Genomic DNA, 25641 nt, shown 5'->3' with positions numbered 1-25641 from the left:
AAGGATAAAGGGTAAAGGAAGGAACAGTCGCGCGCGCAGCGCCCTGGGCGCTGCGCGTAGCAACGGTTAGCGCAGCAGCAGCAAGGGCGTGGCCGTATTGTTCAGCATGTTGCGCGTAGTGCTGCCCACCAGCAGCTGGCGAATGCGCGAATGACCGTAGGCCCCCATCACCAACAGGTCGATATTGTTTTCGGCCTGGTAGGCGTGCAGCACCGGTTCCACATCACCGCTTGTGAGCACCGCCGTCACATCGAAACCGGCCTTTTCCAGCGTTTCCCGCGCAGCATCCAGCACGCCGCGATGCTCGGCGCTATCCGCACCCACCATCACCAGATGACAGGGCAGCCCGCGAAACAGCGGGCTCGCCGCCAGCATCTCGACACCCTTGAGGGTAGTGGCGCTGCCATCAAAGGCCAGCATCAGGCTGCGGGGTTCACTGAACGCCCCCGGGATCACCAGAATGGGCCTGTGCATGGTGCGAATCACGCTTTCCACATGGCTGCCCACCGGCATGCCCGGGCTGTGACTGTGGCTGCTGTGCAGCCCCAGCACCAGCAGACGAATCTCGTCTTCCAGCTCACCCAGGCTTTCAGCCAGATCACCGTGACGCTGCATCTGCGCCGGCGCTTCGACACCCTGACTGCGGGCCCGCTCGGCGGCGGCCTCCAGCATGGCCTTGCCGGCCTCAATCGCCAGCCGGCCACGCTTTTCATCCAGCGTGGCCAGCTCCTGCAGCAGGTGCTCGCGGCTCCCCAGGCCAATATTGCCGCTAAGATCCACTTCGGCCGCGCTTTCGCTGCGGTCCAGCACATGCAGCAATACCAGCGGCGCCTCCAGGCGCCGGCTGGCCCAGGCCGCACTGTCACATACCGCCGCCGAGGACTGCATGGCACCGATACAGGCAAATACTTTATTCATGGATGGTCACTCCCTGTACAGCAATGAACGGGGCGCATCTGCGCGTGCTGCGCCCTGCCGGTCGCAGGAGTCAACCATAACATGCCTGAGGGGCCAGAAAAGCCCCTCGCGGACGCAGGGCTGCTGCCCCGCCTATAACTGCACGCCGCTTCGCAGGATCAGTGCCCGATCAGCTCGTCGGCACTGCCCGGCTTGTCGTACTGGCCAAAGCGGTCGACGATGGTGGCACTGGCTTCGTTCAGCCCGCAGACCTCGACTTCGGTGCCCTCGCGGCGGAACTTGACCACCACCTTGTCCAGCGAGGATACGGCGGTGATGTCCCAGAAGTGCGCATGGGTGACGTCGATCACGACCTTGTCCAGAACCTCCTTGAAATCAAAGGCAGCGATAAACTTGTCCGCCGATGCAAAGAACACCTGTCCCGATACGCGGTACTCGCGCAGCGACTGGGTATCATCCACATGGCTGTCCACCCGCATGTAGTGCCCCACCTTGCTGGCAAAGAACATGGCGGCCAGCAGGACACCGACGAACACGCCGTAGGCCAGGTTGTGGGTAAACACCACCACCACCACGGTCGCGATCATGACGAGATTGGTGGACAGCGGGTGCTGCTTGAGGTTACGGATGGAATCCCAGCTGAAGGTACCGATGGATACCATGATCATCACGGCCACCAGCGCCGCCATGGGAATCTGCGCAACCCACTCATCCAGGAACACCACCATGATCAGCAGCAGCAGGCCCGCGGTCAGGGTCGACAGGCGGGTACGGCCGCCGGATTTCACGTTGATCACCGACTGGCCGATCATGGCGCAGCCCGCCATGCCACCGAGCAGGCTGGAGGCGATGTTGGACACGCCCTGCCCCTTGCACTCGCGGTTCTTGTCACTGGAGGTGTCGGTCAGGTCGTCCACGATGGTCGCGGTCATCATGGATTCCAGCAGGCCGACCACGGCCATGGCAGCGGCATAGGGGAAGATGATCTGCAGGGTTTCAAAGTTCAGTGGCACGTCGGGCCACAGGAAAATCGGCAGGGTATCGGGCAGCTCACCCATGTCACCCACGGTACGGATATCCAGCCCCAGGTACATCGACAGGCCGGTCAGGGTCAGGATGCACACCAGCGGAGACGGCACCGCCCGGGTCACGTAGGGGAACAGGTAGATGATGCCAAGCCCGGCAGCGGTCATGGCATAGACATGCCAGGTCACATCGATCAGCTCAGGCAACTGCGCCATAAAGATCAGGATCGCCAGGGCATTGACGAACCCCGTCACCACCGAGCGGGAAACGAAGCGCATCAGGCTGCCCAGCTTCAGGTAGCCGGCCCCGATCTGCAGCACCCCGGTCAGCAGGGAAGCCGCCAGCAGGTACTGCAGCCCGTGCTCGCGTACCAGGGTCACCATCAGCAGCGCCATGGCACCGGTGGCCGCCGAAATCATGCCGGGGCGGCCGCCGACAAAGGCAATTACCACCGCGATACAGAAGGACGCGTACAGACCCACCTTGGGATCCACACCGGCAATAATGGAAAAGGCGATTGCCTCGGGAATCAGGGCCAGGGCCACCACGGCACCGGCCAGCAGGTCGCCACGCGTGTTGGAGAACCATTGGCGTTGCAAAGAGTTAATCATCCGTTATCCGTCAGGTCTGGAGTTTCGCCAGCGACAGCAAGGTGCCGCTGGCGGGTCTTGATAAGTAGAGGCACGGGACACCCGGCCCCGGCGGGGCCCGCGTCAAAGCGGCTATTTTTCGCACATGCACAATAGCGCGGCTACGTTACCGGCTTGCACCCGGAGCGTCAAGCCAGCGACCGCCGTAACCACAGTGACGAAGCCAGCCTAGCGACGCTGATCCGGCAGGTCATTCAGCACGGCCTTCTCAGCCGCCAGATCGTCAGCTGCAGGAACGCTGCGGGGCAGTACCAGGTTCAGAAGAATGGCGGCAAAACCACTGAGTGCAACACCCTGCAGGCTCATTTCGCCCTGCCCGATCACCATGCCGCCGATGCCGAACACCAGCACCGTGGCCACGATCACCAGGTTGCGCTGCTCACCCAGGTCGACCCGTGCCTTGATCAGGGTGTTCATGCCCACCGCGGCGATGGAACCAAACAGCAGGATCAGGATACCGCCCATCACGGGCGTCGGAATGGTCTGCAGCAGAATGCCGATCTTGGCAACAAAGGCCAGCGCAATGGCAAACACCGCCGCCCAGGTCATGATCAGCGGGTTGAACGCCCGGGTCAGCATGACGGCACCGGTCACTTCCGAATAGGTCGTGTTGGGCGGGCCGCCCAGCATGGCTGCGGTCGATGTCGCCAGGCCATCGCCCAGCAAGGTGCGGTGCAGGCCCGGCTTTTTCAGGTAATCCTTGCCGGTCACGTTGCTGATGGCCAGCACATCGCCCACATGCTCAATCGCCGGCGCAATGGCCACCGGCAGCATAAACAGAATGGCCTGCCAGTTGAGTTCCGGCGCCACGAAGGCCGGCACCGAGAACCAGGCTGCCTGCTGCACCGGCGTGTAATCCACCATGCCCATCAGGTTGGCCAGCAGGTAACCCACCAGCACGCCGGACAGGATCGGCACCAGCCGAAAGATCCCTTTCGCGAACACCGCCACCACCAGGGTGGTTACCAGCGCCGCCATGGACACCAGCATGGCATCAGCGTACGGGAACAGCTCGATACCGCCATCACCGCTTTTGCCCATGGCCATGTTCACCGCCACCGGCGCCAGCCCCAGGCCGATCACCATGATGATCGGGCCCGTAACCACCGGCGGCATCAGCCGGTGAATAAAGCCCGCACCGCGCAGCTTCACCGCCAGCGACAGCAGCAGATACAGCAGTCCCGCCGCCATCAGGCCGCCCATGGTGGCCGGGATACCCCAAGTCTGCACACCATAGATAATGGGCGCGATAAAGGCGAAGGACGAGGCCAGAAAGACCGGCACCGTGCGCTTCGTTGCCACCTGGAAAAGCAGGGTACCGGCACCGGCAGTAAAGAGCGCCACGCTCGGGTTGAGCCCCGTGAGCAGCGGCACCAGCACCAGGGCACCGAAGGCGACGAACAGCATTTGCGAACCAGCCAGCGCGCTGCGCCACCCGCTCAGGTGATAGTCACCTTGGTTAGACATGGGTCAGCGTTCCTCAGGTCCCGAAGATCTTGTCACCGGCATCACCAAGACCCGGAATGATATAGCCGTGTTCATCCAGGTGGCTGTCGATGGACGCCGTGAAAATATCCACGTCCGGGTGTGCTTCCTGCACCTTTTTAAGGCCTTCCGGCGCGGCCACCAGGATCAGCGTGCGAATGCTGGTACAACCGGCCTTCTTCAGCATGTCGATCGTCGCTACCAGGGAGCCGCCAGTCGCCAGCATCGGATCGATGATCAGCGCCATGCGCTCTTCGATGTCATTGGCCAGCTTTTCAAAGTAGGGTACCGGCTCCAGGGTTTCCTCGTCCCGGTACAACCCCACCACTGATATCTTGGCCGCGGGAACCAGCTCCAGCACGCCATCGAGCATGCCGATACCGGCGCGCAGGATCGGCACCACGGTAATTTTTTTGCCCTTGATGCGCTCGGCGGTCATGGGACCGCACCAGCCGTCCACCGGGTAGGACTCCAGTTCCAGGTCCTTGGTTGCCTCATAGGTCAGCAGGCAGCCAACTTCCGACGCCAGCTGCCGGAAACTGCGGGTACTCAGATCGGCGGACCGCATCAGACCCAGCTTGTGGCGGATCAATGGGTGGCGGATTTCGTGAACGCTCATGCACAAACCTCTTTGACAACGATCAGAGCCCGGTCGGCAAACCGGGCCTCTTGTTTAAACCAGCGATCCCGGCCGGCGCCAGCACCAGGGCAGCCATCGGCATCGGAGCAGGGAAACAACATCCTGCGGATATCGCCCCTGCCCCGATTTACTCAGCAATTGTCGTGCCGGTCAGAAAATGTGGGTGCATCCTAGCCAAAAGGCGGGAATTTGTCATCTGTCCGGCAGCTTGCCATCTGACCGGGCAGTCAGTATTGTGAGCCCGACAAGCCGCGTCGCGCCCAACGCACGGCGCCTGCCCCCCTATTTAGCTGACACCTGATCCCATGCCAAATACCGACCTGGACCATATTCGCGAGGTTTACACCCAAGCGGACCTGCTGCACAGCGCTACCGAGGTGGAGGCCGCCATCGACACCATGGCCCACGCCATCAGCCAAACACTGCATGATCGCAATCCGGTGCTGTTCAGCATCATGAATGGCGGCCTGGTGATTGGGGGCCAGTTGCTGACCCGCCTCGAGTTTCCTCTGCAGGCCAGTTACCTGCATGCCACCCGCTACCGCAACAGTACCCGCGGTTTTGGCCTGGAGTGGAAGGTGCCCCCCATGGTGGAATTCAAGGGCAGGCCGGTACTGATCCTGGACGACATCTTGGACGAAGGCCACACCCTGGCAGAAATCATCGATTACTTTAAGCGTGAAGGTGCCGCTGAGGTCTATACCGCGGTACTGGTCGACAAGCGGCATGATCGCAAGGCGCGCCCGGGCATGACGGCAGACTTTGTCGGCCTGGAAGTGGAGGATCGCTACCTGTTTGGTTTTGGCATGGACTACCACGGCTACTGGCGTAACGCACCGGGCATTTTTGCCGTCAAGGGGCTGTAGCAGGAGCAAGGAGCAAGGAGCAAGGAGCAAGGAGCAAGGAGCAAGGAGCAAGGAGCAAGGAGCAAGGAGCAAGGAGCAAGTGTGACAGTCTGCCCGGTTCCCGGAGCCTGAATACAAAAAAGCCGGCGAGGGGCAACACTGCCCAGGCCGGCTTTTTTACGGCTACCGTCTGACTATCAGGGATGCAGCTCGTCGAACAGGGCGACAAATTCCTGGGTCAGCTTGTGATTGGGTGCCATGTGGATCAGCGGCCGCGACTCGTTGTGGGATTCGCGCATCTTCACCGAGGATGAAATCTTGCTGTTGAGCATTGGCAGCTTTTCCGCCACCAGGTCCGCCACCATTTTCCGTGGCAGGGTTGCCCGCGGCTGGTACTGGTTCACCACTATGCCTTCCACACGCAGCTGATCGTTGTGATCGGCCTGGGTTTCACGCACGTTGTCCATCAGGCTGTACAGCGCCTGGCGGGCAAACTCGTCGCAGTCGAACGGAATCAGGCAGCGCTGTGCCGCCACCAGCGCCGAGAGGGTGAAAAAGTTGAAGGCCGGCGGCGTATCGATATAGATGGCATCGTAATCGTCCAGCTGATTCAGCGCATCGCGCAGCTTGTAGATCTTGTGCTTGGACTCGAGCTTGGCCTGCAGGTCGGTGACATCCGGGTTGGACGGGATCAGGAACAGGTTTTCATAGGGCGTTTCGTGCACAAACGCGTCCGGCCCCGCAGCCTTGAGCTGAAAACTCAGCATCTGCTCGAAAAAGTCCCGGATATCGGTCTGGGTGTGCGCCGCATTTTCGCCCAACAGGTAGTGGGTCGAATTACACTGCGGGTCCAGGTCGATCACCAGGGTTTTCAATCCCCGACTGGCGCTGATGGCGGCCAGGTTGGTGGTGATACTGGACTTTCCCACACCGCCTTTCTGATTAAAGACAACTCGCTTCATCGAATCCTGTTCTCCGAGATCGACATCATCCCTGCGACAGCAACTTGCGCAGGTCGATGATGGCCGCGTTAGCGCGGGAAATATACGACGCCATGACCAGCGAATGGTTGGCGACCAGCCCAAATTCCGTGCCGTTCAGCACCATCGGGCTCCAGATGGTTTCCTGGGTCGACTCGAGCTCGCGCACGATCTGCTCCAGGCTGACGCGGGCGTTCTTCTTCTCCAGCGCCACGGCAAAATCGGCGTCCACCGCCTGCAGAATATGAATCAGTGCCCAGGCCGTGCCCCTGGCCTCATAAAAGACATCGTCCAGCTCCAGCCAGGGCGTTTCGACATCCTGTTCGGCCGCTCCCTGGGTCGACTGGCGCGCATCGGCTTCACCGGCCAGGTCGGTATTCAGGCGACGCTGGCCGACGCTGGCGCTCAGGCGCTGTGACAAGCTGCCAAGACGGGTGGACACATCACCCAGCCAGTTATTGAGGTTGTCGGCACGGGCATAGAACTGCGACTGCACCTGGGCAGGATCCGCCAGGCGCAGCTGATACTGGCGCAGGTGCTTGAGCGCCTTGCGGTATTCACCCTCGGTGGAGGGCAGCAGCCAGCTGTTGCTGTTGAAGTGCAGCAAGGGCTCTGCCTGGACCAGGTCCGCGTCTTCGGTGGATTGCGACTGGGAACGGCTGAAGTCCTTGCGCAGTGCCCGGCTCAGGTCCCGCGCCTGCACCAGCACGCCAAACTCCCAGCTGGGCACGTTATCGAGCCAGATCCCCGGCGGCAGCCGGTCGTTGCTCAGATAACCGCCCGGCTTGTTCAGCAGGCTCTCGACAAGCTCGATCAGCGCACCGCTGGTGTGCGAACCCACCGCCGGGGCAGCGCCTTCATGGAGTACGGCCTTGGCCTGGACATCAAAGCGTGCCGGCTCCCAGCTCCAGTACATGCCGACCACCAGCGCACCCAGCAGATAGAGTCCCAGCAGGACGCCAATTCCCTTGAGCCAGGCAGAAGACCCGGGGCCCGCCGCAATCCGATCCCATTTTCCCAGCCACCACCGCTGCAGTTTTTCCAATGCCGTTCCCTATTTACCTGATGTGCCTTTAATGCTGCACCGCACTATCACTGATTTGCCGAACAGCGTCAACGCCCGCTCCGGCGCCTGCGGGCCCGTAGATACCCCAAAATTATTCACTGGACAAAAAAAGATCATCAACTATAGACAACAGACCGGGAAATTCAGGTTAACTTCGCTGAAATAGCCGCTAACGCCGCAAATTATGGCTTGCGATAGACACTGCCGCCGGATTCATGCAAACTATGCGGTCTTACCTCCTGCATGTCGCAAGTCTGTTGATTTTTGAGGCTTTATTGATGGCAAAAATACTGGTGCTGCACGGCCCCAACCTGAACCTGCTCGGCACCCGGGAACCCGGAATTTACGGTGCCACAAGGCTTGCGGACATCAACCGCTCGCTGGAAACCCAGGCCCAGGCTGCCGGACATCAGCTGAGTCACCTGCAAAGCAATGCCGAATATCAACTGATTGACCGCATCCATGCCGCCCGGGATGAAGGTGTTGCCTTCGTCATTATCAATCCGGCGGCATTTACGCACACCAGCGTTGCCCTGCGTGATGCACTTCTGGGTGTGGATATTCCGTTTTACGAAGTCCATCTGTCCAACGTGCATGCCCGCGAGCGCTTTCGCCACCATTCGTACTTTTCGGATGTGGCCCGGGGCGTGATCTGCGGATTCGGCAGCCAGGGGTACAACTTTGCCTTACAGGCCGTCATTGACGACCTGGCATAACGCACGCGGCGCCTGATCGTCGCCGGACGGGCGCCTGAAACCACTTAAAAGCCACTTCAAAAATTTAAAAGAGATCACTCATGGATATCCGCAAAGTCAAGAAACTGATCGAGCTGCTGGAAGAGTCCAACATCAACGAGATCGAAATCAAGGAAGGCGAAGAGTCCGTGCGCATCAGCCGCATGGCCCAGTCGGTTCCTGCCCAGATGATGATGCCGGCCAGCTATCCGCAAATGGCAGCTGCTCCCGCCGCCGCGCCGGCTGCCGCCCCCGTAGCCGCCGCTGCAGAACCCGTTGCTGCAGAAGCCGCCGGACACCTGGTGCGCTCGCCGATGGTCGGCACCTTCTACCGTGCGCCGTCCCCGAGCTCGCCGGCCTTCGTTGAAGTCGGTAAAACCGTCAAGGCCGGTGACGTGATCTGCATCGTTGAAGCCATGAAGATGATGAACCAGATCGAAGCGGACAAGTCCGGCGTGATCGAAGCCATCCTGGTTGAAGAAGGCCAGCCGGTCGAATACGACCAGCCGCTCTTCACCATCGTCTAAGCGACTTTCGCCAGATCAAGGAACTTACCCGATGCTTGAAAAAGTCGTCATCGCCAACCGCGGCGAAATCGCACTGCGAATTCTGCGAGCCTGCAAAGAGCTGGGTATCAAGACCGTGGCCGTACACTCTGTTGCAGACCGCGACCTGATGCACGTGCGCCTGGCAGACGAAGCCGTCTGCATTGGCCCGGCTGCGTCCAAAAACAGCTATTTGAACATCCCGGCCATTATCAGCGCCGCCGAAGTGACCGATGCCAGCGGCATTCACCCCGGCTACGGCTTCCTGGCGGAAAACGCCAACTTCGCCGAGCAGGTTGAACGCTCCGGCTTTAAGTTCATCGGCCCGAAGTCAGAAACCATTCGCCTGATGGGCGACAAGGTTTCGGCCATCAAGGCCATGAAGAAAGCCAACGTGCCCACGGTCCCAGGCTCCGATGGCCCGCTGCCGGAAAATGCCGATGAAGTGCATGCCATCGCCCGCCGTATCGGCTACCCGGTCATCATCAAGGCCGCCGCCGGTGGTGGTGGTCGCGGCATGCGCGTGGTGCACACCGAGGCTGCCCTGCTGAACTCCATCCATGTGACCCAGTCCGAGGCCGCCGCCGCCTTTGGCGACGATACGGTCTACATGGAGAAATTCCTCGAGAACCCGCGCCATGTGGAAGTGCAGGTTCTGGCCGATGGCCAGGGCAATGCCATTCACCTGTATGACCGTGACTGCTCCATGCAGCGCCGTCATCAGAAGGTCGTCGAGGAAGCCCCTGCACCCCATATCGATGAAGAGGCGCGCCAGCGCGTACTGCAAGCCTGTGTCGATGCCTGCATCACGATCGGCTACCGCGGCGCCGGCACCTTTGAATTCCTGTACGAAGACGGTCACTTCTACTTCATCGAGATGAACACCCGCGTGCAGGTGGAGCATCCGGTGACCGAAATGATCACCGGTGTCGACATCGTCAAGGAACAGCTGCGCATCGCCTCCGGCCTGCCACTGTTCTACAAGCAGGAAGACATCGTCGTGCGCGGCCATGCCTTTGAATGCCGTATCAACGCGGAAGACCCGAAGTCCTTCCTGCCGAGCCCCGGCACCGTAAAGCACTTTCACACCCCGGGCGGCTTCGGCATCCGGGTGGATTCGCACCTGTACAACGGCTACACCGTACCGCCGCATTACGATTCCCTGGTCGCCAAGCTGATCACCTTCGGCGATGACCGTGAAATCGCCCTGACGCGCATGCGCAACGCCCTGGACGAAATGCTGGTTGAAGGCATTCGCACCAATATCCCGCTGCATCAGGATATTGTGCGCGACACCAACTTTGGCCGCGGTGGTGTAAACATTCACTACCTGGAAAAGAAGCTGGGTCTGTAAAGCCCGACCCTCCCCGCCAGGGCCCCCGTGGGGTGCTCTGGCGGAACCGAAAAAGCCCGCCGTCGCGGGCTTTTGCATTTGCGGCTGCGCGACCCTTTTTTGCCCCGCGTGGCACGCAACAACCACAAGGTTTCCTGAGCGGCATGAATCAGCCATACTCAGCGATAACACTTTAGATATACGGATCCGTCATGCCCTGGTTACAAATCAAGCTTTCCATCGAACCGGACGCCGCCGAGCAATATGAGGACATCCTGCTGGCCGCCGGCTGCGCCGCAGTTACCTACCAGGACTCGGCGGACGAGCCTATTTTTGAACCGGACCTGGGCACCACGCCACTGTGGTCAAACACCACCATCACCGGCCTGTTCGCCACCGAACATGACCTGGAAGAAACCACCCGTTTCGTGCGCCAGGCCCACGAACAACTGTTCGCCGGCCGCCCCCTGCCCGAACTCAGGGCGGAGATTCTGGAAGACAAGGACTGGGAGCGCGAATGGATGGCCAACTACCACCCCATGCGTTTTGGCCAGCGCCTTTGGGTATGCCCCAGCTGGCGTGAAGCCCCTGAGCCGGATGCCGTGAACATGATGCTTGACCCAGGTCTCGCCTTCGGTACCGGTACCCACCCGACCACCGCGCTCTGCCTTGAATGGCTCGACGGCGAAGCCCTGGAGGGCCTGCAGGTCACCGATTACGGCTGCGGCTCCGGCATCCTCGGCATTGCGGCGCTGCTGCTGGGGGCAAAACATGTGCTAGCGGTGGATATTGATCCCCAGGCACTGCAGGCCACCAACAGCAACCTGGAACGCAACAAGCTGGACCCGGCCCGTCTGACCACCTGTTTTCCGCCCCAGGCGCCTGCGCTGGCGGGCGACCTTCTGGTTGCCAACATTCTCGCAGGCCCGCTGGTCGAACTGGCCCCTACCCTGGCCGAACGCGTGCGCAGCGGTGGGCGCATCGCGCTCTCGGGCCTGCTGGAACGCCAGGCCGACGACATAAACGCAGCCTACGGCCAGTGGTTCAAACTGGACCCGGTCGTGGAACGGGATGGCTGGATCAGGATTTCCGGTACGAGGTTGTAATCCATGAATGGCGGTATCGTCACCGAATGTCCGGAGTGTGAAACACGCTTCAATGTCAGTGAAGGCCAGCTCAAGCTGGCCGACGGCAAGGTCCGGTGCGGTGCCTGCCTGCGGGTATTCGATGCCAAAAGCCACCAGCCCTACTCCGAACAGCTGCAACCGCCGGCCGAAAATGCCGTCGCGCAGCGCCCCACGCCGCAGCAGGAATACTCCCTGCACGTGCGCTATGCCCAGACGTCGGACAGAACCCCCGCCCAGACGCGGACTAGCACCGGCGCGCTGAGCACCGACTCGCCGCCATTCGATCCCGATGCGCCACTTGAAGTCAGCAGCGCCACCGAGACCCCGCGGCAGCACAAGGACGGGCACAGTCCTGCTGCGCCCTCGGCACCCATTGCGATCGCCAGCTTTCTGCGCACGCCCGCACAGCACGCCACCCCCGAAGAGCGGCCCGAGCGAATGTCGGAACAGCCTCCTGTCGAGCAGCCAGCGGTAGTGCCTGTACCGCCTCCTGTCGGTAAACCCGCCCAGAAAGACACCGCAGAGCCTGCGACAACGCAAGACCCCGCCCCTGAGCGCGACGAACCGGCAGCGCACAGGACTCTCGCCAAACCAGGCTCCAGGACTGAATCTCAGACAGCTGCCGCTGAACCGGTGGAGGATGTGACGGCTGCGCCCATGCCGGTCGAAACTGGTGTCACGCAGGCGCCGCCGGCTTCCGATAGGCCGCATCCCCTGCCTGTCGCCGAGCATCCGCCGGCACAACCGGCCATGCCAGGTGCGCAACCTGAACCGCCACCGGCGCCACAGCCCCAGGGGCTGGCCGCACTGCAGGACCTGCATGCCGAACCGCTTGAACTTGCGCATCCAGCAACACCCGCGGCACCTGGCGCAGTGCTCGGCTGGAGCCTTGGCTGCCTTGCCGCCTGCGTACTGCTGGCATCCCAGCTGGCCTGGTTTAACCGCATTGAGTGGTCCCGCCAGCCGGCGCTGGCCGAATTCTATGACATTCTGTGCCACCAGGTTGAGTGCGCCATACCGCCGCACCAGGCCATTGAGTTCATTCACAACCGCCAGCTGGTTGTGCGCGCGCACCCCCGTTTCGAGGATGCGCTGAGCATCGATCTGCTGCTGGAAAACACGGCGGATTTCCGCCAGCCCTTCCCCGCCATCGAGCTCAGTTTTTCTGACATTCGCGGCCGCACCGTCGCCCGCCGCATACTGCAACCGCGAGACTATCTCGACGACGCACTGGATCCGCTGAAGATGGCGCATTCACAGCCCTTCCAGGTCAACCTGGCCATTCAGGACCCGGGCCGGCGGGCGGTCAGCTACGAGGTTCAGCTAGCACCAGCCCGACTCTAGCGCAAGCGCGATTTTGTTCATTTTTTCATCAGATACGGGTTGGACGCTTTCCCCTGAAGCGGTATCATTGCCCACCTTCCTTGAGTGAACCAGGTTCGAAGCCCTTTGGGGTTTCACGGTGTTTTTTTCTCTGAAATAAGGTCATCCATGTTCCGAATCGGCCCCTACACCATTGACAGCCAGGTAATTCTGGCACCAATGGCAGGTGTTACCGACAGACCCTTTCGTCAGCTCTGCCGACGACTCGGTGCCGGCATGGTTGTGTCCGAAATGGTGACCTCCGATACAAGGCTATGGAACAGCCGCAAGTCCATCATGCGCCTCAATCATGCCGGTGAGCCCGAACCCCGTTCGGTACAGATTGCCGGTGGCGACCCTGAGATGATGGCCCAGGCAGCACGCATGAACGTCGAGCGTGGTGCCCAGATCATCGATATCAACATGGGCTGCCCAGCCAAAAAGGTCTGCAACAAGGCGGCGGGCTCCGCCCTGTTGCAGGATGAACCCCTGGTGCGCAGCATTCTGCACGCCGTGGTTGGCGCCGTTGATGTCCCCGTCACACTGAAGATCCGTACCGGCTGGGATACCAGCAACCGCAACGGACTCAATGTGGCGAAGATCGCGGAAGATGCAGGTATCAGCGCCCTGGCCGTGCACGGCAGAACACGCGCCTGCAGCTACAAGGGCGAGGTCGAATACGACACCATCAGAGACATCAAGCAGGCCGTATCACTGCCAATATTCGCCAATGGCGACATTCGCAGCCCGGAACAGGCCCGCAGGGTGCTGGACTATACCGGTGCCGATGCCGTGATGATCGGCCGCGCTGCCCAGGGTCGCCCCTGGGTATTGCGCGAGATCGATCATTTCCTGCGCTTCGGGCGCACGCTTGAGGCGCCGAGCCTGGCTGAAATCAAGGGAATTCTGCTCGAGCATGTGCAGGGACTACACCAGTTCTATGGTGACTACATGGGTGTGCGCATCGCGCGCAAGCATGTGGGCTGGTACCTGCAGGCCGAACAGGGTGGCAGTTGCTTTAGACAAGCATTCAATCAGTTGGAAACAGCAGACGACCAGTTCGCCGCTATCGACGACTTTTTTGCCCAGTGGGCACAAAGCGGCACAGCGGCCTGATCACAGGCAATGGACAGACACGCAAAGTGGATATTAAAGAACTTAAACAGCCGACACTTGCCACGCAACAGCCACAGGACACGCGCACCCAAACGCTGCGTGACAATGTGCACCAGTCTCTGACGCACTACTTCAAGCAGCTGGACGGTCAGCCGGTTACCGACGTCTACCAGATGGTTCTGGCAGAAGTCGAAGCGCCGCTGTTCGAAACCGTGATGGCCTATACCAAGGACAACCAGACCAAGGCGTCACAGCTGCTGGGTCTGAACCGCGGTACCTTGCGCAAGAAACTGAAGCAGTACGGACTGCTGTAATAAATTCACTTCGTTAACCGGAAACCGGAAACCCGAATTACCATGGCAGAGCAACACAGCACCCAGGTTCGCCGCGCACTGATCAGCGTGTCGGACAAGACCGGCATCGTCGAGTTTGCACGGGCCCTCGCGGCCCAGGGCGTCGAAATCCTCTCCACCGGCGGCACTTTCAAGCTGCTGCGCGAGCAGAACATCAACGCCGTTGAAGTCTCCGACCACACCGGCTTTCCCGAAATGATGGACGGGCGCGTCAAGACCCTGCACCCGAAAATCCACGGCGGCATTCTGGGCCGTCGCGGCGTCGATGACGGCGTGATGCAGGACCATGGCATCGCACCGATCGACATGGTGGTGGTGAACCTCTACCCCTTCGCCCAGACCATTGCTCGGGCGGATTGCGATCTGCCGATGGCGATCGAGAACATCGATATCGGCGGCCCCACCATGGTGCGTTCTGCCGCCAAGAACCACAAGGATGTCGCCATCGTCGTCAATTCCAGCGATTACGACAGCATCCTGGCCGAATTGACTGACGCCGGCGGCCTGAGCCACAGGACCCGCTTCGACCTGGCCGTGAAGGCGTTCGAACACACCGCCGCCTACGACGGCATGATTGCCAACTACCTGGGCGCCATCGTCGATGGCACCGAAGAGGCGCCGGCCGAGTTCCCGCGTACCTTCAATACCCAGTTCATCAAGGCGCAGGACATGCGCTACGGCGAGAACCCGCACCAGAAAGCGGCGTTCTACGTTGAAGCCAACCCGGCGGACGTGGGTATCGCCACCGCACGCCAGCTGCAGGGCAAGGAATTGTCCTACAACAACGTCGCGGATACCGATGCTGCCCTTGAGTGCGTCAAGAGCTTCGTCAAGCCGGCCTGCGTTATCGTCAAGCACGCCAACCCCTGCGGTGTGGGCGTCAGCCCTGAAGGCGGCATTCGCCAGGCCTACGAGCTGGCCTACGCCACCGATACCGAGTCGGCCTTTGGCGGCATTATTGCCTTCAACCGCGAACTCGATGCCGACACGGCCCAGGCGATCGTGGATCGTCAGTTCGTTGAAGTCATCATTGCTCCGAGCGTCAGCCAGGAAGCCCGCGCCGTGGTTGCGGCCAAGGCCAATGTGCGCCTGCTGGAATGCGGCCAGTGGTCTGCCGAGCGCGTGACCGACCTGGACTACAAGCGCGTCAACGGTGGCCTGCTGGTACAGAGCCGTGACACCGGCATGATCGCCGCCTCCGATCTCAAGATCGTGACCCAGCGCGCGCCCAGCGAAGCCGAAGTCCACGACCTGATCTTCGCCTGGAAAGTGGCCAAGTTCGTCAAGTCCAATGCCATTGTCTACGCCAAGAACCGCCAGACCATCGGTGTCGGCGCCGGCCAGATGAGCCGCGTCAACTCCGCCCGTATCGCCGGCATCAAGGCGGAACACGCCGGGCTGCAGGTCGAGGGCGCCGTGATGGCATCCGATGCCTTCTTCCCGTTCCGCGATGGCATCGACAACGCGGCCAGGGCCGGTATCACCGCGGTGATCCAGCCCGGCGGTTCCATGCGCGATGACGAAGTGATCAAGGCGGCCGATGAAGCCGGTATCGCCATGGTCTTCACCGGCATGCGTCACTTCCGCCACTAAGGCGTGCGAGGAGATTCCATGAAAGTATTGATCATCGGCTCCGGCGGGCGCGAACACGCCCTGGCCTGGAGCGTTGCACGCGACAGCGGTGTCGAGAAAGTTTTCGTGGCACCCGGCAATGCCGCCACTGCCAACGAAGCCAAGCTCGAAAACATCGCCATCGATGTCATGGATCTGGATGCGCTGGTGGCCTTTGCCCACCAGGGCGCCATCGACCTGACCATCGTTGGCCCGGAAGCACCGCTGGTCGCAGGCGTTGTCGATCGCTTTCGCGCCGAAGGCCTGGCCATTTTCGGCCCCAGCGCCGCCGCCGCGCAGCTCGAGGGCTCCAAGGCCTTCACCAAGGACTTCCTGGCGCGTCACCGTATTCCAACCGGCGAATACCAGAACTTCACCGAAATAGAGCCAGCCCTGGCCTATGTGCGCGAAAAAGGTGCACCCATTGTCGTCAAGGCCGACGGCCTTGCCGCCGGCAAGGGCGTTATCGTCGCCATGACGCTGGCAGAGGCCGAAGACGCCATCCGTGACATGCTGGCAGGCAATGCCTTTGGCAACGCCGGCAGCCGCGTCGTGATCGAGGAATTCCTCGATGGCGAAGAAGCCTCCTTTATTGTCATGGTGGACGGTGAAAACGTCCTCGCCATGGCCACCAGCCAGGATCACAAGCGTGTTGGCGATGGTGATACCGGCCCCAACACCGGCGGCATGGGTGCCTATTCACCCGCCCCCGTGGTGACGCCCGAGATCCACCAGCGCGCCATGGACGAGGTCATCATGCCGACGGTGCGCGGCATGGCGGCGGAAGGCAACGAGTACACCGGTTTCCTCTATGCCGGCCTCATGATCATGGCCGACGGCACGCCCAAGGTCATCGAGTACAACTGCCGCTTTGGCGACCCCGAGACCCAGCCCATCATGCTGCGGCTCAAGTCCAGCCTGGCGGATCTGTGCCTGGCGGCCATTGAGCGCCGCCTGGACCAGGTCAGCATCGAGTGGGACCCGCGCCCCGCCGTGGGTGTCGTCATGGCCGCCGGCGGTTACCCCGGTGACTACCGCAAGGGCGATGTCATCACCGAGCCGGCCCAGGCGCCGGACGGCAGCAAGGTGTTTCACGCCGGTACCGCCCTGCGTGACGGCCAGGTGGTTACCGCCGGTGGCCGGGTACTCTGCGTAACAGCCCTCGGGGATACTGTCACCGATGCCCAGCAGCGGGCCTACGACTTGCTGAAGCAGGTCAGCTGGGACAATGCCTACTATCGTACCGATATCGCGTACCGCGCCATTGCACGCGAGCAGGCACAGGCCGAGTAGCGTCACCACGCTACTGAAAGCCTATAAACAGCTGCCTACGGGTGGCTGTTTTTGTTTTAAGATAGATGGAATCCTGACAGCCGCGCCCTGCGCCCGGCCCAGGCCGAGCACAGGTTCACCCGAGAAGGAAGCATCATGACGTTTACTATCTGGCTGACGCTGCTGGCCGCCGCTACCCTGATCAGTCTGTCGCCGGGAGCCGGCGCCGTTACCGCCATGAGCTATGGCCTGAGCCAGGGCTGCACGCGCGCGCAGCCGGCCATCCTCGGGCTCATCAGTGGCTATGGTATCCAGATCATCATCGTCGGCGTCGGGCTGGGCAGCCTGATCGCGGCCTCGGTCACCCTGTTCAGTGTTATCAAATGGATAGGTGTCACCTACCTGGTCTGGCTTGGCATCCAGAAATGGCGTGACCGGGCTGAGCTAACCCTGGATCAGGGGCAGCTGTGCGGCTGGCGCCGTGCCTTTGGCCAAAGCCTTCTGATCAATATCACCAACCCCAAGGGGCTGGTTTTCCTGATCGCGCTCATTCCACAGTTCCTGGATCCTGCACAGCCACAGTTCCCACAATTGCTGATTATCGGCGCCACCCTGGTCACCGTCGACTGGTGCGTCATGACCGGCTACAGCCTGCTGGCCTCGAGGCTGCGACACCTGATGCAGAACGCCCGGGCACGCAGAACCCAGAACCGGATCACCGGCAGCGCGCTGATTGGTGCAGGTCTGGTATTGTCCGGTGCCCAGCACTAGCAGCTTGCTGAACAGCACTGACGATAGCAACGCGGGTCGTTTTTAAACAGCGTCCCGCCGTGCGGCAATGGCTACCCAAAGGAGATGGATCGACCTATGCATTCGGAACGACTCGGTATCAAGCCCCTGATGTTCGGTATCCTGCTGGCCACAACCCTGGCGGGTTGCAGCAGCCGCCAGGCGCAGCAAGACATTGCCAGGCCCGACTCACCCTACTGCCTTCGCAGCGGCAATGCGGAATCCTTCAGCTGCGATGCCGCCGTGCCAGCCACTACCGCTGCTGCAGCGACAGCCCCGGGGCGCAGCGGCACGATAGAAGATGATGCGCTGTACGCGGAACTTGCCGAGATAAAAAGCTGGCTCAACAGCGAAAAGGACGAGCATGCCGACAGCAACAGCAACACCGACGAATCCGATATCCTTCTCAGCCCCCCCGTGGCCACTGCAGCTCCAGCGGAACCCGCCCCCGCCCCGCCACTGCCCAGGCTGCAGGCCGATGCCCGCTACCGCCTGGTACTGAATGACGCCCAGGCGCTGTACCGCCAGGGCTTCCATCAGCACGCCCAGACCGAGCTGATGCAGCTGATCGAGCTCTATCCCGACCGCCCCGAGGCCTACAACAACCTGGGGGTCATGCTGGCTGAATCACGCCAGTACAGCGACGCCATCGATCAGCTGCAGCAGGCTCTTGCGACCCATCCACACTACGCCCGCATCCACGCCAACCTGCGCAACCTGTATGCCGAACTGTCCAAAAGCACCTACAGCGATGCCCTGGGGCTCGGCCGGTCGCGACCGGCACCGCGGCTCGACATGCTGGAGGCTGGCCTCGATGCAGACGACGCCAGCTCGATAACCGCTGACGTGGGGCAGGCCCTGGAAGCCTGGGCAAAGAGCCCGGCGATGACGCTCGAGCAGCGTGCGGCGCTTTATATTCCGGGCTTCAGCCCGGACGGCAATATTGCGCACACAGAGTGGCTGCAGTCACTGGCGACGCCCACACCGGCACTGCAGCTGCAGGCCTATGAGCTGGCGGTCATGACGCCGGACTGGGTCAAGGTCATGCTGCAGGCGGGCCCGCAGCCCCCTGCACAGGGTGGCACTGTAAAGCGCGAGCTCAGCCTGATTCGGATTGATTCCCGCTGGCTGATCAGCAAAGAACAGCCTGTGAAATAGCGCCTCTGCGCTTCGACCAGCCATGCAAGACGCCGCTGCTGCCACCCAGGCCCTGCCTCAGGGCCTGTTTCAGTGCGCGCCCAGGGAAAGTCGCCACAGCCCCCGCCAGCGCTGTCGACTAGGGGTTACGCACCTGCAAAATCAAATACTTATTTAAATTTCTTGCCTGAACTTTCGTAAAACCTGTGCTATCCAAAAGGTATCGGGTTCCAAGTCGCCCACGCAAAAAACCGCTCAGAGCACCGCCCCCGGGGCGATGCACGGAGGATCAGGTCATGTTCGCACAGATGGAAAGCACAGGACTGCAGGACCTTCATTTCGCCGCCGACCCAGCCACCGGGCTGCGGGCCATTATCGCCATCCATTCGACCACCCTGGGCCCTGCAATTGGTGGCTGCCGGTTCATCCCCTATGACAGCGATACGGACGCCATTACCGATGCCATTCGCCTCGCCCGAGGCATGAGTTACAAGGCCGCTTTGGCCGGCCTGCCCCACGGGGGTGGCAAGGCGGTCATCATGCAGCCACCGCAAGGCTATAACCGCCGTGCGCTCATGGCCGCCTTTGGGGGCTTTATCGACAATCTCGGTGGGCGCTACATCACCGCCATGGACAGCGGTACCCAGGTGCAGGACATGGATGCCATTGCCACCCGCACCCACTGGGTCAGTTGCACCAGCCGCACCGGCAACCCGTCGCCTTCCACCGCCCAGGGCGTCTTCGAGGGCATCGGCTGTGCGGTGCGTCACAGGCTCGGGCGCCAGTCCCTGTGCGGCGTTCGGGTTGCGTTGCAGGGGCTTGGCCATGTCGGCTTCGAAGTGGCCAGGCTGCTGCACGGCGCCGGTGCCCGACTCAGCGTGTGCGACCTGGATGACCAGCGCTGCACCCGTGCCGTGCAGGCTTTCGGCGCCCGGCGTGTCGAGGTGAATGAAATCTATCGGCTAGACGCCGACGTTTTCAGCCCCTGCGGCCTCGGCGCCATTCTCAATGACGACAGCATCCCGCAGTTGCGCTGCAGCATAATCGCGGGTTCGGCCAATAACCAGCTGGCCGAAGCGCGCCACGGTGACATGCTGCACCGGCGCGGCATTCTGTATGCCCCTGACTACCTGATCAACGCAGGCGGCCTGATCTTTGTCGCCCTCAATCATGCCCGGGCCTCCGCGCAGCAGATCAGCACCAAGGTCCACAGCATAGGCGCAGAGCTACAGGCACTGTTCAAGCAGGCCGATGCGCTGGATACCGCCACCAGCCTGCTGGCAGACCAGCGGGCTGAAGCCATAATCGCGGCCGCAGGCCAGGCTGGTGGCAACTGCAGTACCTCCATCGCGACTGCGCAGTAGCGCGCCATGGGCCGTCGCAGCATGAGAGCAGGCTGCCTGGCCGGTGTTGCATTTTTCATCAACCAGCAGCTGAACCGTCCCAGGCAGCATGCCGTACAACGCCAAGGCACCACCAAAGCAGCAGCTTTGTCGTCTGCCATCGAGGGTCAAATGGCCTGCACGAGATATCAAGTCGACGGGCCTGGCACCAGCCCCAAAGACTGGCCCGATTCCTGCTTAACATAAATACACCAGCGCGTCTGAAAGTGTTTTTGGCCGATCCTGAACTTGCTCCAGGCGGCGTTATCAAAGGGGTGACACCAGGGCGTCGGGCTAATTTGACAGGAACATCCACCAGCACACCAAAGGTGGGCTACACTTGAATCAACAACAGGCAAACAGGACCGGTCAAACGACTAAAAACCTTACCAATCAAGTGGTAATGAAGACAGAGAAGGTAGCCGATATGAGTATTTTTGAGCACTTCAAAGCGCGTTATTCCGCGACGCAGCAGGAAGAAATGAGCCTGCAGGAGTACCTTGCTCTGTGCAAGGAAGACCCAACGGCCTATGCCAGTGCAGCCGAACGCATGCTCCAGGCTATCGGCCAGCCAGAATCCATAGACACCTCCCGCGACTCGCGTCTAAGCCGCATATTTTCCAACAAGGTCATCAAACGCTATCCAGCCTTCAACGAATTTTACGGCATGGAAGAAGCGATCGAAAATATCGTCTCTTACTTCAAGCACGCCGCCCAGGGCCTGGAAGAACGCAAACAGATTCTGTACCTGCTCGGGCCTGTCGGCGGCGGCAAGTCGTCCCTGGCGGAAAAGCTCAAGCACCTGATGGAGCACGTGCACTTTTATGCCATCAAGGGTTCTCCGGTATTCGAATCCCCTCTCGGGTTGTTCAACCCGGACGAAGACAGTGAAATCCTGGAACAGGAGTTTGGTATTCCACGGCGCTACATCAAGGGCATCATGTCCCCCTGGGCCGTGAAGCGCCTGAAAGAGTTCGGCGGCGACATCAGCCAGTTCCGGGTGGTCAAGCTCTATCCCTCCATTCTGAACCAGATCGCTCTGGCCAAGACCGAGCCTGGTGATGAGAACAACCAGGATATTTCCAGCCTGGTGGGCAAGGTGGATATACGCAAACTGGAAGAATTCCCGCAGCACGACCCGGATGCCTACAGTTTTTCCGGTGCGCTGTGCCGGGCGAACCAGGGCATGATGGAGTTCGTCGAAATGTTCAAGGCACCGATCAAGGTGCTGCACCCGTTACTGACAGCCACCCAGGAAAGCAACTACAACAGTACCGAGGGCATGGGCGCCATACCCTATGACGGTATTGTCATGGCGCATTCCAACGAGTCGGAATGGCAGACATTCAAGAACAACAAGACCAACGAAGCCTTTATAGACCGCGTCTATATCGTCAAGGTGCCTTACTGCACCCGGGTTTCCGAGGAAGTCCGCATCTACGAGAAACTGCTGGAAAACAGCTCGCTCAACAAGGCGCCCTGTGCGCCGGACACCCTTAACATGCTGGCCCAGTTCACCACCCTGTCCCGCATAAAGGACCCGGAAAACTCCAGCCTCTATTCCAAGATGCGCATTTATGACGGCGAGAACCTGAAAGATACGGACCCCAAGGCCAAGTCCCTGCAGGAGTACAAGGACGCCGCCGGCGTGGATGAAGGCATGAATGGCCTCTCCACCCGCTTTGCATTCAAGATTCTGTCCAAGGTGTTCAACTTTGATCCCTCCGAGGTTGCCGCCAACCCGGTACACCTGCTCTATGTACTGGAAAAGGAAATTGAGCAGCAGCAGTTCCCGACCGAAACCCAGGAGCGCTATATCGGCTTCCTGAAAGAGTTCGTGGCACCCAAGTACATCGAATTCCTTGGCAAGGAGGTGCAGACCGCCTACCTCGAGTCCTACTCGGAATATGGCCAGAACATCTTCGATCGCTACTGCACCTACGCCGATTTCTGGATTCAGGATCAGGAATACCGCGACCCCGAAACCGGCGATATTCTGGATCGCCAGGCGATCAACGAAGAGCTGGAAAAAATCGAGAAGCCGGCGGGTATCAGCAATCCCAAGGACTTCCGCCACGAGGTGGTCAATTTTGTGCTGCGTGCCCGGGCCAACAACAATGGCAATAACCCTACCTGGATGAGCTACGAGAAAATGCGCACCGTGATCGAGAAGAAGATGTTCTCCAATACCGAGGACCTTCTGCCGGTCATTTCCTTCAACGCCAAGGCTTCGTCGGACGATCAGCGCAAGCATGGCGAGTTCGTCAAACGCATGATCAACCGGGGTTATACTGAGAAGCAGGTACGCCTGCTGAGCGAATGGTATATCCGCGTACGTAAGTCCCAGTAGCAGGCCCCAAAGCCGTTACGGGTTGCTGTCGCCCCACATACGGGCTCGGCGCCCCCTGCCCACCGCCATGACCGGTGCAGCAGGGGGCGCCGGCTAAGGAGCAGGGTATGAGTTACATAATTGATCGTCGGCTCAACGCAAAGAAGAAGAGCACCGTGAACCGGCAGCGCTTCCTGCGTCGCTACCGCAAGCACATCAAGCGGGCGGTGGAAGAAGCGGTCAATCAGCGGTCAATCAAGGATATAGAACAGGGCGGGCAAGTCACGATACCCAATCGCGACATCTCGGAGCCCATCTTTCATCATGGTGATGGCGGCCAGCGCCAGCGTATTTATCCGGGCAACAAGGAATACATGGAGGGGGATGAGTTTCGCCGACCCCAGGGCGGTGGCGGCGGGGGTAGCGGCAAGGGCAAGGCCAGCAACCAGGGTGAAGGCATGGACGAGTTCACCTTCAACATTAATCAGGACGAGTTTCTCGACTTCCTGTTTGAAGGCCTTGAGCTGCCCTACATGGTTAAAAAGAAACTGCGCGACGCCACCCAGACCGAAACCCGGCGAGCGGGCTTTACCACCTCCGGCTCACCGGAGAAACTGCATATTGTGCGCTCCCTGCGCGCCGCTCACGCAAGACGTATCGCGCTTTCCGGCAAAGAGCGACGCCAGGTACGGGAGCTGAAAAAGGAACTCTGGGCACTGGAAGATGCCCCTACCAATCCGGAAAACGCCAAACGCTGTGCGCTCCTGCGGGCGGAAATCGAAGCACTCGAGAAAAAGATCCGCAAACTGCCCTTTATCGACGACTTTGACCTCAAATTCACCAACCTGGTGCGTGTCCCGGTGCCGTCCAGCAAGGCGGTCATGTTCTGCGTGATGGACGTATCCGGCTCCATGACACAGGCCATCAAGGACATGGCCAAGCGTTTCTTTATACTGCTCTACCTGTTCCTGACCCGAAACTACAAACAGATTGAAGTGGTCTTTATCCGCCACCACACCCACGCCAAGGAAGTGGATGAAGAGGAGTTTTTCTACTCGCGCGAAACCGGTGGCACCATCGTTTCCAGCGCCCTGACCCTGTCCGGCGATGTCATTCGCGACCGCTACCCCGCCGGTGACTGGAATATCTATGTCGCCCAGGCCTCTGATGGTGACAACTGGGACGGCGACTCCGATGCCTGCCGCCAGATACTGGTCAACCGGGTACTGCCCCACGTGCAGTATTACGCCTACGTCGAGATCACCACAGGTCCCCACCAGAACCTCTGGCTGGAATATGAACGGGTGCGCGAAGCCTACCCGGATACCTTTGCGATGCATCAGATCGAGGAAGCCTCTGACATCTATCCCGTCTTTCGCAAACTGTTTGCACGGAAAATGGAAGGTGCTGCATGAGTAGTCGTCCGGCAAAGAAAAAAGCACCGCTTTCGACCGGCTCAGAGTGGACCTTTGAGCTGATCGAAGCCTACGACCGGGAAATAGCCCGCCTGGCAAAAGGGTTTCGTCTGGATACCTACCCCAACCAGATCGAGATCATTACCTCCGAGCAGATGATGGATGCGTACTCCTCCATCGGCATGCCGCTGAACTACAACCACTGGTCCTTTGGCAAGCAGTTCGTTGAAACCGAACAGCGCTACAAGCGCGGCCAGATGGGGCTGGCTTACGAAATTGTGATCAATTCCAACCCCAGTATCGCCTACCTGATGGAAGAGAACACCATGACCATGCAGGCGCTGGTCATTGCCCATGCCTGCTACGGTCACAACTCCTTTTTCAAGGGCAACTACCTGTTCAAGACCTGGACAGACGCATCCGCCATCATCGATTACCTGGTATTCGCCAAGAAATACATTGCCGACTGTGAGGAGCGCTACGGTGCCGAAGCGGTAGAGGAACTGCTCGACTCCTGTCATGCGCTGATGAACTACGGCGTCAACCGCTACAAGCGCCCACAGCCCCTGACCGCCGAGGAAGAACGCCAGCGTCAGCGTGACCGGGAGGAGTACATCCAGCGCCACCTTAATGACCTCTGGAACACGATCCCGCAGAAGGAGGAACATGAAACCGCCCGGGTAACCCGCTTCCCCAGGGACCCGGAAGAAAACATCCTCTATTTCATCGAGAAAAACGCCCCGCTGCTGGAACCCTGGCAACGGGAAATCGTACGTATCGTGCGCAAGATCTCGCAGTACTTTTATCCGCAGAAACAAACCCAGGTCATGAACGAAGGTTGGGCCTGCTTCTGGCACTACAACCTGCTCTACGGTTTGTACGACGAGGGCCTTGTCACCGACGGCTTCATGATGGAGTTTCTGCACAGTCACTCCAGCGTGGTCTACCAGCCGCCGTTTGACTCGCCCTACTTCAGCGGCATTAACCCCTACACCCTGGGCTACAACATGATGCAGGACATTCGCCGCATCTGTGAACACCCCACGGATGAAGACCGTGAATGGTTTCCGCAGCTTGCCGGCACTGACTGGCTCGATGCCGTGCATTACGCCATGCAGAACTTCAAGGATGAAAGCTTTATTCAGCAGTACCTGTCGCCGGCGCTGATTCGCGAGCTCAAACTGTTCGAAATTTACGACGATGCCGAGAGCCCCACACTCAAGGTCTCTGCCATCCACAACGAAGCCGGCTACCAGCGCATCCGCGAAGACCTGTCGGCGCAATACAACCTGGGCAATCGCGAACCCAATATCCAGGTCTACAACGTCGATGTGCGTGGTGATCGCTCCCTGACCCTGCGCCACTACATGTATAATAACCAGCCGTTGGGGGACAGTTCCGAAGAAGTCCTCCGGCACCTGCACAGGCTCTGGGGTTTTGACGTTCACCTGGAATCCGTCAAGGCTGACGATACCGTCTGTGCGCAATACCATTGTCCGCCACGGGAAGTGCTCGAAACACTCTGA

The 25641-nt window shown here is 60.5% G+C and carries 22 protein-coding genes; 16 read left to right on the top strand and 6 right to left on the bottom strand.

Annotation, left to right across the window (positions count from 1 at the left end; translation table 11 throughout):
- Positions 1-66 precede the first annotated feature (66 nt).
- The 4 genes from KDW95_RS21910 to upp form a co-directional block, all read right to left on the bottom strand.
- A complete protein-coding gene (locus KDW95_RS21910) occupies positions 67-918 on the bottom strand; it encodes a universal stress protein (RefSeq protein ID WP_255853888.1) in 852 nt (283 codons plus the stop codon).
- Between the two features lie 158 nt (positions 919-1076).
- Positions 1077-2555: a SulP family inorganic anion transporter gene (locus KDW95_RS21905; RefSeq protein WP_255853887.1), complete on the bottom strand. Its 1479-nt coding sequence runs from the start codon at positions 2553-2555 to the stop codon at positions 1077-1079.
- Positions 2556-2762: 207 nt separating this feature from the next.
- On the bottom strand, positions 2763-4061 hold the full coding sequence (locus KDW95_RS21900) for a uracil-xanthine permease family protein (RefSeq protein WP_255853886.1): 1299 nt from the start codon (positions 4059-4061) through the stop codon (positions 2763-2765).
- A 13-nt stretch (positions 4062-4074) separates the two neighbouring features.
- Entirely contained in the window at positions 4075-4698 is a 624-nt protein-coding gene (gene upp, locus KDW95_RS21895; RefSeq protein ID WP_255853885.1) for a uracil phosphoribosyltransferase, read from the bottom strand.
- 326 nt (positions 4699-5024) lie between these two features.
- On the opposite strand from upp, the gene KDW95_RS21890 reads away from it, so the two are divergent.
- Positions 5025-5585, top strand: a complete 561-nt coding sequence (locus KDW95_RS21890) for a hypoxanthine-guanine phosphoribosyltransferase (RefSeq protein WP_255853884.1) — start codon at positions 5025-5027, stop codon at positions 5583-5585.
- A gap of 176 nt (positions 5586-5761) precedes the next feature.
- Here the strand turns inward: KDW95_RS21890 and KDW95_RS21885 are convergent, their stop codons facing one another.
- A complete protein-coding gene (locus KDW95_RS21885; RefSeq protein WP_255853883.1) occupies positions 5762-6526 on the bottom strand; it encodes a ParA family protein in 765 nt (254 codons plus the stop codon).
- A 25-nt stretch (positions 6527-6551) separates the two neighbouring features.
- Positions 6552-7589, bottom strand: a complete 1038-nt coding sequence (locus KDW95_RS21880; RefSeq protein WP_255853882.1) for a DUF2333 family protein — start codon at positions 7587-7589, stop codon at positions 6552-6554.
- A 299-nt stretch (positions 7590-7888) separates the two neighbouring features.
- Between KDW95_RS21880 and aroQ the strand changes: the two genes are divergently transcribed.
- The 15 genes from aroQ to KDW95_RS21805 all read left to right on the top strand — a co-directional run bounded on the left by aroQ (position 7889) and on the right by KDW95_RS21805 (position 25641).
- Entirely contained in the window at positions 7889-8326 is a 438-nt protein-coding gene (gene aroQ / locus KDW95_RS21875; protein ID WP_255853881.1) for a type II 3-dehydroquinate dehydratase, read from the top strand.
- An 80-nt stretch (positions 8327-8406) separates the two neighbouring features.
- Complete coding sequence (gene accB / locus KDW95_RS21870) at positions 8407-8871, top strand: acetyl-CoA carboxylase biotin carboxyl carrier protein (RefSeq protein ID WP_255853880.1); 465 nt, start codon at positions 8407-8409, stop codon at positions 8869-8871.
- A gap of 31 nt (positions 8872-8902) precedes the next feature.
- Positions 8903-10243 carry an acetyl-CoA carboxylase biotin carboxylase subunit gene (accC, locus tag KDW95_RS21865; protein WP_255853879.1) on the top strand — a complete coding sequence of 447 codons (1341 nt, stop codon included), beginning with the start codon at positions 8903-8905 and terminating at the stop codon, positions 10241-10243.
- A 191-nt stretch (positions 10244-10434) separates the two neighbouring features.
- Positions 10435-11328, top strand: a complete 894-nt coding sequence (prmA, locus tag KDW95_RS21860; protein WP_255853878.1) for a 50S ribosomal protein L11 methyltransferase — start codon at positions 10435-10437, stop codon at positions 11326-11328.
- Between the two features lie 3 nt (positions 11329-11331).
- Positions 11332-12693 carry a zinc-ribbon and DUF3426 domain-containing protein gene (locus tag KDW95_RS21855; RefSeq protein ID WP_255853877.1) on the top strand — a complete coding sequence of 454 codons (1362 nt, stop codon included), beginning with the start codon at positions 11332-11334 and terminating at the stop codon, positions 12691-12693.
- 147 nt (positions 12694-12840) lie between these two features.
- Positions 12841-13827, top strand: a complete 987-nt coding sequence (dusB, locus tag KDW95_RS21850) for a tRNA dihydrouridine synthase DusB (RefSeq protein WP_255853876.1) — start codon at positions 12841-12843, stop codon at positions 13825-13827.
- A gap of 26 nt (positions 13828-13853) precedes the next feature.
- Positions 13854-14141, top strand: coding sequence for a DNA-binding transcriptional regulator Fis (fis, locus tag KDW95_RS21845; protein ID WP_255853875.1), 288 nt, complete (start codon positions 13854-13856; stop codon positions 14139-14141).
- Between the two features lie 42 nt (positions 14142-14183).
- Positions 14184-15773, top strand: a complete 1590-nt coding sequence (gene purH / locus KDW95_RS21840; RefSeq protein ID WP_255853874.1) for a bifunctional phosphoribosylaminoimidazolecarboxamide formyltransferase/IMP cyclohydrolase — start codon at positions 14184-14186, stop codon at positions 15771-15773.
- Between the two features lie 18 nt (positions 15774-15791).
- Positions 15792-17084, top strand: coding sequence for a phosphoribosylamine--glycine ligase (gene purD / locus KDW95_RS21835; RefSeq protein WP_255853873.1), 1293 nt, complete (start codon positions 15792-15794; stop codon positions 17082-17084).
- Between the two features lie 135 nt (positions 17085-17219).
- Positions 17220-17834, top strand: a complete 615-nt coding sequence (gene rhtB, locus KDW95_RS21830; RefSeq protein WP_255853872.1) for a homoserine/homoserine lactone efflux protein — start codon at positions 17220-17222, stop codon at positions 17832-17834.
- Between the two features lie 96 nt (positions 17835-17930).
- The gene (locus tag KDW95_RS21825; RefSeq protein WP_255853871.1) at positions 17931-19010 is read left to right on the top strand and encodes a tetratricopeptide repeat protein; all 1080 of its coding nucleotides are present in this window, start codon (positions 17931-17933) and stop codon (positions 19008-19010) included.
- Between the two features lie 275 nt (positions 19011-19285).
- Positions 19286-20353 (top strand): Leu/Phe/Val dehydrogenase, encoded by a 1068-nt coding sequence (locus tag KDW95_RS21820; RefSeq protein WP_255853870.1) that lies wholly within the window; start codon positions 19286-19288, stop codon positions 20351-20353.
- Positions 20354-20798: 445 nt separating this feature from the next.
- Positions 20799-22721 carry a PrkA family serine protein kinase gene (locus KDW95_RS21815; protein WP_255853869.1) on the top strand — a complete coding sequence of 641 codons (1923 nt, stop codon included), beginning with the start codon at positions 20799-20801 and terminating at the stop codon, positions 22719-22721.
- 107 nt (positions 22722-22828) lie between these two features.
- On the top strand, positions 22829-24115 hold the full coding sequence (locus KDW95_RS21810) for a YeaH/YhbH family protein (RefSeq protein WP_255853868.1): 1287 nt from the start codon (positions 22829-22831) through the stop codon (positions 24113-24115).
- Positions 24112-25641 carry a SpoVR family protein gene (locus KDW95_RS21805; protein ID WP_255853867.1) on the top strand — a complete coding sequence of 510 codons (1530 nt, stop codon included), beginning with the start codon at positions 24112-24114 and terminating at the stop codon, positions 25639-25641. Before KDW95_RS21810 ends, KDW95_RS21805 begins: the two co-directional genes overlap by 4 nt.

This window comes from Marinobacterium rhizophilum, from assembly GCF_024397915.1.
GTDB lineage: Bacteria > Pseudomonadota > Gammaproteobacteria > Pseudomonadales > Balneatricaceae > Marinobacterium_A > Marinobacterium_A rhizophilum_A.
Note: the sequence above shows the minus strand (reverse complement) of the source record. Positions and strands in the feature narration are given on the sequence as shown.